Origin of the sequence: Dyadobacter sp. BHUBP1 (genome assembly GCF_050587785.1) — a bacterium.
GTDB lineage: Bacteria > Bacteroidota > Bacteroidia > Cytophagales > Spirosomataceae > Dyadobacter.
In genome coordinates this window covers 56,317-68,207 of record NZ_JBOBIH010000003.1, presented here as the reverse complement: position 1 = coordinate 68,207, position 11,891 = coordinate 56,317, and the positions used below count along the sequence as shown (strand labels likewise).

At 48.1% G+C, this 11,891-nt stretch carries 12 protein-coding genes; 5 read left to right on the top strand and 7 right to left on the bottom strand.

Going from position 1 to position 11,891, the window contains the following annotated elements:
• Positions 1-8: 8 nt before the first annotated feature.
• The 3 genes from ACQ4MZ_RS12565 to ACQ4MZ_RS12555 all read right to left on the bottom strand — a co-directional run bounded on the left by ACQ4MZ_RS12565 (position 9) and on the right by ACQ4MZ_RS12555 (position 1,924).
• On the bottom strand, positions 9-998 hold the full coding sequence (locus ACQ4MZ_RS12565; protein ID WP_430845426.1) for a FecR family protein: 990 nt from the start codon (positions 996-998) through the stop codon (positions 9-11).
• 6 nt (positions 999-1,004) lie between these two features.
• Entirely contained in the window at positions 1,005-1,577 is a 573-nt protein-coding gene (locus tag ACQ4MZ_RS12560; protein WP_430845425.1) for an RNA polymerase sigma-70 factor, read from the bottom strand.
• A gap of 122 nt (positions 1,578-1,699) precedes the next feature.
• Positions 1,700-1,924 (bottom strand): hypothetical protein, encoded by a 225-nt coding sequence (locus ACQ4MZ_RS12555; RefSeq protein ID WP_430845424.1) that lies wholly within the window; start codon positions 1,922-1,924, stop codon positions 1,700-1,702.
• A gap of 183 nt (positions 1,925-2,107) precedes the next feature.
• Between ACQ4MZ_RS12555 and ACQ4MZ_RS12550 the strand changes: the two genes are divergently transcribed.
• Positions 2,108-2,944, top strand: a complete 837-nt coding sequence (locus tag ACQ4MZ_RS12550) for a KilA-N domain-containing protein (protein ID WP_430845423.1) — start codon at positions 2,108-2,110, stop codon at positions 2,942-2,944.
• Positions 2,945-2,993: 49 nt separating this feature from the next.
• Positions 2,994-3,926 (top strand): LysR substrate-binding domain-containing protein, encoded by a 933-nt coding sequence (locus tag ACQ4MZ_RS12545; RefSeq protein WP_430845422.1) that lies wholly within the window; start codon positions 2,994-2,996, stop codon positions 3,924-3,926.
• A gap of 13 nt (positions 3,927-3,939) precedes the next feature.
• Here ACQ4MZ_RS12545 and ACQ4MZ_RS12540 read toward each other — a convergent pair whose 3' ends face one another.
• Together ACQ4MZ_RS12540 and ACQ4MZ_RS12535 are read right to left on the bottom strand one after the other, a co-directional pair.
• On the bottom strand, positions 3,940-5,121 hold the full coding sequence (locus ACQ4MZ_RS12540) for an ATP-binding protein (protein WP_430845421.1): 1,182 nt from the start codon (positions 5,119-5,121) through the stop codon (positions 3,940-3,942).
• Between the two features lie 101 nt (positions 5,122-5,222).
• Complete coding sequence (locus ACQ4MZ_RS12535) at positions 5,223-6,941, bottom strand: helix-hairpin-helix domain-containing protein (RefSeq protein ID WP_430845420.1); 1,719 nt, start codon at positions 6,939-6,941, stop codon at positions 5,223-5,225.
• A 206-nt stretch (positions 6,942-7,147) separates the two neighbouring features.
• Here ACQ4MZ_RS12535 and ACQ4MZ_RS12530 point away from each other — a divergent pair, with 206 nt between their 5' ends.
• The 3 genes from ACQ4MZ_RS12530 to ACQ4MZ_RS12520 all read left to right on the top strand — a co-directional run bounded on the left by ACQ4MZ_RS12530 (position 7,148) and on the right by ACQ4MZ_RS12520 (position 9,903).
• Positions 7,148-8,419 carry an AGE family epimerase/isomerase gene (locus ACQ4MZ_RS12530; RefSeq protein WP_430845419.1) on the top strand — a complete coding sequence of 424 codons (1,272 nt, stop codon included), beginning with the start codon at positions 7,148-7,150 and terminating at the stop codon, positions 8,417-8,419.
• Between the two features lie 153 nt (positions 8,420-8,572).
• A complete protein-coding gene (locus ACQ4MZ_RS12525; RefSeq protein ID WP_430845418.1) occupies positions 8,573-8,770 on the top strand; it encodes a CsbD family protein in 198 nt (65 codons plus the stop codon).
• A 125-nt stretch (positions 8,771-8,895) separates the two neighbouring features.
• Positions 8,896-9,903 (top strand): 3-hydroxyacyl-CoA dehydrogenase family protein, encoded by a 1,008-nt coding sequence (locus ACQ4MZ_RS12520; protein ID WP_430845417.1) that lies wholly within the window; start codon positions 8,896-8,898, stop codon positions 9,901-9,903.
• Positions 9,904-10,180: 277 nt separating this feature from the next.
• Here the strand turns inward: ACQ4MZ_RS12520 and ACQ4MZ_RS12515 are convergent, their stop codons facing one another.
• On the bottom strand, positions 10,181-10,471 hold the full coding sequence (locus tag ACQ4MZ_RS12515; RefSeq protein ID WP_430845416.1) for a hypothetical protein: 291 nt from the start codon (positions 10,469-10,471) through the stop codon (positions 10,181-10,183).
• 62 nt (positions 10,472-10,533) lie between these two features.
• Complete coding sequence (locus tag ACQ4MZ_RS12510; protein ID WP_430845415.1) at positions 10,534-11,784, bottom strand: alpha/beta hydrolase family protein; 1,251 nt, start codon at positions 11,782-11,784, stop codon at positions 10,534-10,536.
• Between the last annotated feature and the right edge of the window lie 107 nt (positions 11,785-11,891).

Genomic DNA, 11,891 nt, shown 5'->3' with positions numbered 1-11,891 from the left:
AGATAAGGCTATTTCAAAATGATCTGGTCGCCGCGGTGTTCAACTTTGAGTGAAAGGGTTTCGCTCACCACGCCCAAAATGCTTTCAAGGGAGTTCTGGTCGAAAGTGGTGTTGATGGGCAGGTCCCTCAACCGCTCGCTACCGATCACAATATCAGCTTCATAGGCTTCATTCAGGATTTCAACCAGTCGCCAAAGCGGGGTACCGTCGCAAAACAGCCTGCGGGTACGGTAATAATTATGAAACTGGTCCGCGGTGACGCTCTTCTGCATTTGCGCGCTTGCCTTTACTATGGTAGCCTCTTCCTTCGGGGTAATGCGTACTCGTTGCGTGTCCCTGGAAACCTCCACAATACCCGTTTCCACAATTACCTCCGTTTTCTCTGCATTGTCTTTTACATTAAATGAGGTTCCCACCACTTTCACGGTCACGTCGTTCACCGAGATGAGGAACGGTTTCGATTTATCGGGTTTTACGTCAAAAAATGCTTCTCCCGTTAGCTGCACCTCGCGTGTTTTCCCTTCGAAATCCTTGGGATAACTGATGCTCGATTTCCGGTTAAGGGTCACGACCGAGCCATCCGGCAAAGTGTCGGTAAGTGTTTCCATACCTGACTTGACCGTCAGCATTTCACGAGACGAACTGCGTGTTGAGAAAAGGTAGCTCAGCCAGCCAACGCCGGCTGTCATGAGCACCATAGCCACCATCCGAAGGATCCGGAATACTGGCCTGGGGTACATGGGTAGCACCTCGGTCTCCGGTTCTTTCGCCCTCGTTCGTGTTTTAAAGCGTTCCCAGGCGGCATCTTCATCCACGGTACTCATGCGGGCCAGGCGCTTGCTTTCGTTCCAGATCAGTTCGAAATGTTCGAAATATCGCTGGTTATCATCATCGTCGAGCAGCCATTGCTTAATCTCGATCTGCTCTGCCACGCTGGCTTCGTCGAGCATCGACTTCACCAGTAATTCATCTATGTTCGGGTTGTGTTCTGTTTTCATGACTGATCAGCTGAGGAAAAAAAGTAAAAAGGAAGCCGGAAGGAAATCGGCCAGTTTGACCCGCAGAAGCCGCAATGCCTTTCCCATCTGGTTTTCGACCGTTTTGACGGGCAGTTGCAGGCGATCCGCAATTTCCTGGTATTTCAATTCTTCGAACCGGCTCATCTGGAAAATCGTCCGGCATTTTTCGGGCAGCTCCCGCAATGCAATGTCCAGGCGCGTTTCGAGCTCCGACAGTTCGAGGGCCTGGGAAGCGCTGACACTCTGTTGCTCCTGCTGCAATGTGTAATCGCGGTGAGCATCCCGTACTTTCAGGTGTTTGAGATAATTCAGGCTCTCATGGTACACCGACCGGTACAGATATCCGCTGACCGATTCGCGGATATCAATGTGGTCGGTCTTCTCCCACAGCCTGCAAAACACATTCTGGACCATTTCTTCGGCCATGATATCGTCCTTCAAAATAGTGCAGGCATAGGCGTGCAATCCTCTGAAATGTTTCTTGAAAACTCTCTCAAACTCCGACTCTCTGTCCCTGCTCAAAACCGTTACGTGGTCATCCGCTAAGGCTGCATTCATTGCACCGACTGGTTTATGTAAAAAAATAAGCGCCCGACTCGGGTTGTACGATATATTGACAACCGGTCGGGCGCTTACCCTAAATTTCGCCGAAAAATATTCGGCGTTATGTTTTCAACTTCTTACTTTTTCTTTACTGCCTTAGTAGTATCGGCCTTGTTGGTTTTGTAGCGCTTATCAGGCGTACCGTCCTTTTTGAGGTGTTTATTTTCTTTGTAACGTTTGTCAGGCGTACCGTCCTTTTTCAGTTTCGCTTCCGTTTTCTGCTTTTCTGCCGTAGTCTGTGCAAAAATCGGTGTCGCTACCGCCATCAGGGCCAGCAACATCCATGCTTTCAGGTTTTTCATAGTTGACAGTATTTATTGTGAGTGATAGTTTAAAGTGGGGCTAAATTACAATTCCTCAGGGAAATGCAAGCGGGGCAAGGCTTGGAAGAAGTAAGTTTAATGAGGATTTAATGCTACTACAAGCTGTTACTTTTTGCAGCGCTTGTCGTAAAAGAAGAATGTACCAACCAAACATTCTTCCAAATGAAAAATCAAAGACTAATTGTAGACGATCAGGAGATTGGTGTACTGAAACAAGAACAGGGTGAGTTTATCTCGCTAACGGACATCGCGCGGCAAAGAAACGCGGCGACAGGGCTTGTGATTTCACACTGGTTGAGAACCAGGTTCACAGTTGAGTTTATCGGGCTGTGGGAACAGCTCTACAATCCGAATTTTAATGTTACCGAATTCGGTAACATTAAAAATGAAACGGGGAGTAGCAGCTACGTGCTGACGGTCAAACAGTGGATTCAAAAAACCAACTCAATTGGTCTAATCTCCAAACCGGGACGATACAACGGAGGAACATTTGCGCACAAGGACATCGCCTTCGAATTCGCTTCCTGGATTTCTCCGTCTTTCAAGCTCTATTTAATCAAAGAATTTCAAAGATTAAAAGATGAAGAAAACAACCGCCTGGAACTCGACTGGGACTTACGGCGCAGCCTGGCGAAGATCAATTACACCATTCAAACAGACGCCATCAAGGAAAATCTGATCCCGAAAGAGCTCGATCCGGTCATGATGGGCAAGATTTATGCCGAGGAGGCCGACATTCTGAACCTCGCGCTTTTTGGTATGACCGCCCGTGAATGGTCATCATTGAACAAAGGCGGTAACCTCCGCGATTCTGCAACGCTGGAACAGCTCGTGGTACTTTCGAACCTGGAAAGCATCAATGCAATGCTGATAGGCCAGGGCAGGCCTGCGGCGGAACGGGCGATTGAACTAAACAGGATTGCGATTATTCAAATGAAGTCACTTGTTACCAACCAATCACTACAAAAAGCTCCTCTTCCATTAAATCAATCAAAGTGATAACTATTACCTTTGCATAAATGAAATTTATAAAAATCATTAACAAACAATGAACATCCAGCAACTGGAATATATCGTCGCTGTCGACAATCACCGTCATTTCATTCAGGCTGCGGAGCATTGCAATGTAACGCAGCCTACGCTATCGATGATGATCCGCAAATTGGAGGAGGAACTGTCGGTCAAGATTTTTGACAGGACAAAACAGCCGATTGTCCCAACCAGCGTCGGGCGTGAGATCATCGATCAGGCGAGGGTAATTTTGCGGGAAACGTCGAGGATCAATGAAATCGCCAAGCATTTCAATGGTGACCTCTCCGGAGAGCTGCACGTGGGCGTGATACCGACCATCGCCCCTTACCTGCTTCCGCATTTCGTGAACCCGTTCATCTCCAATTTCCCGGATATTAAACTCCACGTCTCCGAAATGATCACCGACCGGATCATTACCGAACTGAAAATGGGCAATCTCGACGTCGGAATTATTGCATCCGTCTCCGAAGAAAACAGTTTGCAGGAAATCCCATTGTACAAGGAGCGCTTTTACGCCTACGTTTCCGAGAAAACAGACTTGTATTCCAAGCAATATATCCTCCCAACCGACATTGAACCCAATGAGCTCTGGCTGCTCGAAGAAGGCCATTGTTTCCGCACCCAGATACAGCGCCTGTGCGAGCTAAGCCGCAGTAGCCAGTTCGGCAGCAGTTTCAGCTACCGCTCGGGCAGCATTGAAACACTCATCCGGATGGTAGAGCGCAACGGCGGCATCACCATCCTGCCCGAAATGGCCGTTATGGAGCTGTCCGAAGAACGTCAGAAACACATCCGTCACTTCCGCTTTCCCGAGCCAGCGCGCGAGGTATGCCTGGTCGTCAACCGCGAGCAAATGAAAGCCCGACTGATCGGTGCATTGCAGGAGGGAATTATGACGCATTTACCGGAAGAAATATTGAATAAGGATCTGGAAGTCAGAGTCTTGTAACTAAAATGAGATCTTATTGTAAAAAGCCTCCCCAGATAAACCCTTCGAATAATTTGACGGGATGTCTGCCGATCACATATGATTGCTGGATACCGAGATTTGCAGCCAGCGACTTCGTATTCTTCAAATCGGCCTCTGTCGCCGTTTCCTTTACTTCAAAACATTGCTTCTGACTGAGAATGAAATCGATCTCCCGCCCGGTTTTGAGCTGATAGTAAGCGACTTCGCCGCGATGCATTAACTGATTAAAAACTGCATTCTCAAATTTTGAACCGCTGCTGAGCTCCCCAGCAAGCGATGCGATACCATTATCCAGGAAATAAATCTTTTTTGCTTTGACTATTTCACGGTCCGGGCTATTCGCAATCACTGGGATTGTTCTAATCAAATAGCTCTTTTCCAGAAGATCCAGATAATTCTCCACCGTTTGGCGCGCCATTCCCGTCAAACTTGTGAGCTTTGAAATATCCAGCTTAGTGCCAATGCGTACTGACAGCAGTTTGATAAGCTTATACAGATTCGTTGGATTGCGGATATCAGAAAGCAATGTCAGATCAAAGTTGATATATGAACTGAGGATATCACTGATCAAATCACGCTTATCCTCCGCTGAATCTGCTAAAACCACCTCCGGGAAGCCGCCGAAATCAATGAATTCATCATAGTAGCCTTTCAAACGCTCATATTCAGAAGTGACAAATTTGCCCGCCTTTTGAACATCAGGCTTACCTGCTTGTACTCCTTTGAATGCCAGTAATTCTCCAAAAGTCAGTGGGTATATTTCAAAGATTTTCTTACGCCCGGCCAATGACTCGGAAAACTGGTTCTTCATATAATACGCGCTCGAACCGGTTACTATAAACTTGATATCGTAGCTGTCGTACAGATATTTGAGAACACTTGGTAAATTCGGTACCAGCTGAATTTCATCAATGCATATCAGCACTTTCTTGGAAAAATCCGTCCCTTGACGGCTAAGCGCCTGGACAATGATTTCATAGTTCGGTTCGGAAAAAAGGGCACGCACATCGATCCGCTCCAAATCGAAATAGTGCTTCTGGGGAATGTCACATTGTGCCATCAATTGCTTCAAGAGCGTAGTCTTCCCCGTCCGTCGCATTCCGGTGAGAACAGTGATCTGCTTTTTGGTTGAATGCGCGAGAAGTGAGGAGTAAACGTAGCGTGTGACGAACATAGCTTTACTATTTTCAAAGTATACCACAAATATAGTTATACTATTTTATAAGTACACTCTCAAAATAGTATAACTATATTATAAATACACATTAAGAATAGTTAACCTATCTTGCTAGCCCGCCCTTTCAAATATTCCTCCATCTGTCCGAGGTTCAGTGCATTAAAGGTCTTATCCTTCGTCAGACCGCCTTTTCTTGCATTTGCTACGCCATAATGCATGTCCAGATAGCCTTCCATAGCGTGCGCGTCGGGATTGATGCTAAGCATTACGCCTTTTTCCATGCAATAGGAAATCCATCGCCAGTCGAGATCCAGACGCCAGGGGGAGGCATTGATTTCAATCACCACTCCGTTGGCTGCACAAGCGTCGATGATCACCTGGTGATCGATTGGGTAACCCTCGCGGGAAAGGAGCAGGCGCCCGGTTGGGTGGCCTAAAATAGTAGTATACGGGTTTTCGATGGCCTTTAACAGGCGAGCAGTTGCCTTTTCAAGTGTCATCGAAAGGTTGCTGTGCACGGAGGCAACAATATAATCGAATGAAGCAAGCACATCCACCGGGTAATCCAGCGAGCCATCGCCGAGAATGTCCGACTCGATGCCTTTCAATATTTTGAATGGTTTAGCGGGGTTTTCGGCGGCGAAACGTGCATTCAGCCTCGCTATTTCTTCGTGCTGGCGTTCGACGTCTTCCACTTTCAATCCCTGCGCGTAAGTGGCTGTCTGGGAGTGGTCGGCAATGCCGAGGTATTCGAAACCCATTTCACGGCAATAGAGCGCCATTTGTTCGAGGGTATGCTGACCGTCGGAGTACGTACTGTGGTTATGCAAAATACCTTTCAGGTCGTCCCAGGTCACCAACTGATCGGGCGTCCGGGTTTCCGCCCACGCGAGCTCCCCTGCCCCTTCGCGCATTTCGGGCACAATATAAGGCAGCCCGGCCTTTTCGTAAATGGCCTGTTCCGAATCCGCGGTTTCATAATAGGCGTGTCGCCAGATCGTGTTGCCGGAAGCGCCTGCCAGTCCGAGGTGATTCTCCCCGGCAGTTTCGAGGAAAAGCTCGTTCACTAACCGTTCAGGTTTCACCGCCACGATTTCGATCGCCACGGCAACATCCTGGATATTACCACGCCACACAAAGGGCGAGGACTTCTTCTCATCCTGTACGAGCAGCCCGATGGAGCCGATCGTATTTTGAAGCAGTGCCGGAGAATCGGTTCCGACCAGGATACGGATCGTCTCCACCACTTCTGATTTTCGTCGGACCTCACCTGCCGCTTCGACCTGATCAAATGTCTTCTTCAATTCATTGATAATCGAGTTCGCCGCAGCCTCGGCTTTATCCATACGCAGTTTCCCTGCCTGGTCTTTCAGGAACGCCAGCGAATCTAGGATCTTTTGCTGCGTATTGGCCCCGAAACCTTTCACTTTGGCCACCGTGCCATTCAAACACGCCAGTTCCAGCTCGTGGAGGTTATCAATACCCAGCTCCTGCCATAAAACGGCGATCTTCTTGGGCCCTATGCCTTTGATATTGAACATTTCCATCACCCCCAGCGGCGTGTTGGCAATCAACTCTTCCAGCTCGGGGAACGTGCCGGTCTTCGCTATTTGCGCGATTTTGGTAGCCGTACTTTTCCCAACCCCCTGCAATTTGGTGAGCTCCTGCTCGGTCATAAATTGCAATTCACTTTCCTTGTATTTATCCAGGTAAAAAGCCGCTACGGAATATCCTTTGATTTTGAAAGGATCGGCGTTGTGTAGTTCCAGCAGTTTGGCGGTTAATTCGAGGACTTCTACGATTTCAGAATTACTCATGGGGATCGGGATTGATGAATTCATTGCGAATTACGAAGTATGGATCAGCATTTGCAAGCATACGCCCCCTAGCGCACGCCTTCGCAGAGTAAATATTCCATAAAAAAATATTTATAGTGATAATTAACCCGAACCGAATAGCCGACGCCGGCCTGATGAAAGTATATCCAACAACCATTTCAAAACTCTGACCATATTTTAGACCAATGAATGTAGATCAATTGAAAAGCTACCGCGAGGAAATCCGCCAGCATTTGACCAATGAATTACTTCCTTTTTGGGAAAACCGCGCTGTGGACAAGGAAAACGGCGGTTTCATTACCCATTTCGACAATGCAGGCAACGATTCGGGTGAAGATGAGAAGTCGTTGATCGCGCAAACGCGCACGGTTTATACCTTTTCCTCGGCCCACCGCGCAGGTTACGGGGAGGGCCGCTACGCCGAAATCGCGCGCCACGGGGTGGATTTCCTGATCAACAAAATGTGGGACAACGAATATGGCGGCTTTTACTGGCTGATGGACCGAAGAGGCAATGTCAAAATTGACGAAAAGATCGTCTACGGACACAGCTTCGCGATTTACAGTCTGGCGGAATATACCCTGGCCACAGGCGACCCCCGTGGCCTCGAATATGCTGAAAAGGTTTTCGATTTATTACAAAAACATGGTGCAGACACCTACTATGGCGGTTATTTCGAAATGTTCCACCGCAACTGGGACCTCAAAGGCCCCGGCGCTGCGGGAGGCGACCGAAAGACGCTCGATGCCCATATGCACCTGATGGAGGCGTTCACCACGTTATATGAAGCCTCAGGAAAACAAGTTCACCGACGCAAACTCGTTGAAATCATTCGTTTGCTCATCAATAAGATCATGCACCCGCAATATAAGACGGGCATTCCGCAGTTCTGGGAAGACTGGACCGTGGCGCCGCAGATCAAATTCGATATTATCTGGGGTTGGGACCGCTTCACTGAGGACGGTGTGAAGAGCGCTGCCGAGGACAATACCAGTTACGGCCATAATGTAGAGTTTGCATGGCTGCTCATGCATGCGCTAGATATTGCAGGCATTCCTTATGACGAATACCACGACCAATTAAGAGCCTCTTTTGATCATGCCGTCGAATATGGCATCGACTGGGAGTTCGGGGGCGTGTACGTGGAAGGCTCGCATGCAGGCGAGGTGTACGACCGCGAGAAAGAATTCTGGCAGCAAGCCGAGGTCATTATCGGGATGCTCGATGCTTACCGGGTTTACGGCGATGAAAAGTATTTGAAAGCTTATGATGCCACCCATCGGTTTGTTTTTGATAAAATGATTCACCATTCGGTTGGCGAATGGCTGCCGCTGCTTACACGCCAGGGCGAGCCGATCTGGAAGCATATGAGCCATTCGTGGAAGGTAAACTACCATTCGGTGCGCTCGATGGTACAGGGCATCGTCCGCTTGAACAAGCTGATTGGAAGTAATTAGCCACGTTTTTGGGACGTTCCGTGTAAATTTTTGCTCAGTGATTAGTGCCCAATGCGGTCCGGAAGACGGTTTTCACATTGGAATGGTTCTTTCAAATGATGATGTACAAAGCGCTTGAAAAGGCGCCATTATCAAACCAAAAACCACACAATCATGAGCTCATTCACACAACAAGTAAAAGGTAACTGGAACGAACTCAAAGGAAAGTTCAAGCAACAATACGCTGACTTGACCGACGACGACCTGCTTTATGAAGAAGGAAAAGAAGATGAACTTCTTGGAAAGATTCAGAAGAAGATCGGCAAAACCAGAGAAGAAGTGGAACGTGAAGTGGACAGCTGGTCGCGCTAGATCCTGAAACAGGTCGATATAAGCCCCGAAATCATTGGTTTCGGGGCTTTTTTGTAGTAGCCTGCCGGCAAGCTACGCTTTTAACAGTATATTTCCCGCATTGAATCCTAAATCCGTTTTCTGAAATGAATCCAAATGAAATACCCGTCGGCATTGTTGGTCTTGGCTTAATGGGGTGCAGCATTGTGACCTGCCTGCTGATCGCCGGCCACCCGGTGGCAGCCGTGGCCCCAATTCCTGCTGACCTCGATCATGCCGAACGCCGAATCCGCGAACATTTGCAAAATGCCTGGCAAAACGGGATTATCGACAACGAGCCGGAGTATTATTTGCGAAAACTGATCATTACCGAAGACTATTCAGTACTCTATCCGTGCAAGCTCGTTAATGAATGCACGATCGAAAACGTCGACATAAAAAATGCGGTGTATCAAAAGATCGAGAAAGAGATTGCGCCAGACGCGCTGCTGACCAGCAACACCTCGGCCATTCCGATCAGTCAGCTTCAAAAGCTGACGCTGCACCCGTCGCGGTTCCTGGGCCTGCACTGGACTGAGCCCGCGCACACGACCCGCTTCCTGGAGATCATTTGCGGCGACGATACCGACATTCAAAACGGTGAATACCTCTACGAGCTTTCACATTTATGGGGCAAGGAGCCTATTCTGGTCCGAAAGGATATTGCCGGTTTCATCACTAACCGCCTCATGTACGCCATGTACCGCGAGGCGATCAGCCTTGTCGAGAATGGTTACGCCACTATTGAGGACGTCGACCGCTCCTGCCGCAATAACGCCGGGTATTTTATGACGCTCGTCGGGGTGTTCCGCTGGATGGACCTGACCGGCGTGCCGGCTTATCATACAGTCATGAAAAACCTGCTCCCCACGCTAAACAACAGTACCGAAGTACCGGAGCTGATCGACAAAGTCGTGCGCGAGGGCGGCAAAGGCGTGCTCAACTCACATGGTTTTTATGAATACGAACCCGGTGAGGCGGAGGTTTGGGAAGAGACCTTCAAGGAATTTACTTATGATATTCGTGAGCTGGCGTTGAAATATCCCGCGGATATTGTGAAGCGGCGGTTGGCCGAGAAGCGGCAAGTTGAGAGTAGTGGGGATGAAGAGACCTAGTTTTATTTGGGAGGAAATTTTTTGTAAATATCTCCTCTCGACTGAATAGTCATGATTGTTACAATCTTGATAAACCCATTTCCATATTTCAAACCAATGCGATACCCTCCAATTCTGATCCTGTAATATACTCTATTTCCCTTACCCTGTATTACCGAACAGTCGGGAACATGCGTAATGTCAGTTGCTCGAACAATGCTTTCTAATACATTATCTACCTGTTTCTGAACAAAGACAGGACAGCGCTTCAATTCTCTCAAAAAAGATTTTTCTAAAATCAGCTCCATCCCATTTCTTTACGGAACTGCTCGTAGGTAATGGTGTCACCCTTATCTCTTTGCTTGATTATTTCCAGTAAAAACAAATCTTCGAGCTCCTGATTTTCAATAACGGTCAGAACCCGCTCCATTTCTTCAAGCGACCAGTTACCGCGTTTCTTCTTTTGCGAAAAATTGGAAGCAGGAATCCCCACTTTATCCGCAATGTAAGCATTCCGGTATCCAGACTTATCAATCAGCAATCCGAGATTTTGCCTTAGCTCCTTATAGTCTTCTATGATTCCCAGCATATCATTATGCGATTTTCTGCAAATAAAATTAGCAAAATAACACAGAAAAAACAACCAGCACACTAATCCGCCCTCCCGTCCTTCAAAAACACCGTCGTCCCAGAAATCCCATCGGTATCCTTCAAATAGAAGAAAGCATACTTATACCCTTCTTTTGGAACCGGCTGGACGATCGTCTGTGTATCTTCATTGATCGTGGATGGGACATAGCTCCATACGCGGTGCTCGTTGTCGGAAGTCACATCATTGGTATAGTAAAACTCGGCAGAAGCTACCTGCTTACCCGAGGTAGGTTTTAGGATAACCGTTAGCTGATTTTTATCCAAACTAATGGTACTCGCCGTCACAAACGGGCGAGGATTACCATTTAATGCACCATCGAAAAAAGTACGTATCTCAGCAGGTGCCCAACCGTCCTTATGGCTATGGGGCATATCAGGAATAATGCATACTTGTTTGTTTTTACTTAACTGATAGGTCTTAATATAGGGGCCAACATTATAGTGCTTATCCTTATTTCCATTGATGAAAAACATAGACGGCTTTGAATAAGACAGGTAAGCCGACGGGTCAAAGAACTTCATCCAACCTGCTTTCGCCCCAGGCGACAATGCGTTCAGATTTTGTTTGAAAACGTCCGATTCATCGTAAAAACCACAGCCGTAAACCGGCGCGGCGGCGATGAAGCGGCTATCCAGACTCGCCACGAGGCAGGTAAGATAACCTCCCCAGCTAATGCCGGTCACGCCCGTGCGGAGCGGATCGATCTCGGGAAAGCTCAACAGCAGTGAATGCGCCAGAATAGAGCTCGCCACCGCGTGGTAGGTCCACACATTTTTCAAATTGCCTTTTTCGATCTTCTGAAACTTGTTTTCATTCGACTGCTCCGGCCCGGGTTGCTCTATCTTCTTACCATCAGCGCCATTACCCGACAGATCCATCGCAATCACTGCATAACCTTCGTTCGCCCATTTCTCCACCCATTCGCGGAATGCTTTCCCGCCTCCGCCATGGATGAGCACCAGGCCTGGGAACTTCTGGTTGGTCGCGGGGCGACCGGCGACAATATCCGGATTGGAATAGTAGGCAAACACCTCCGTCGGCTTGCCTTCGAAATCAACGCTTTTGTACAATAGCGATCGCACGGTGCTGGTGTCATCGAGCCAGCGCGACTGCGGCGCGGCGCTGAGCTCATTCAAGTCCCACAGCAGGGTATCGACTTTGATATGCCTGGCGTCGATCAGCCACGGTTGTTTGAACTGTGCATGGGCGCCGACCGCCAGCAATAGCAGTAGGGCAATGATTTTTTTCACCGTGTTCATGGTTATTTTTAACACTAGAAACATTTTGATAAAAAAAGACCAGAAAACCGATCATTTTAGCACAAATGATGGTTGTTCTAGAAAGTCTTGACTAGTTT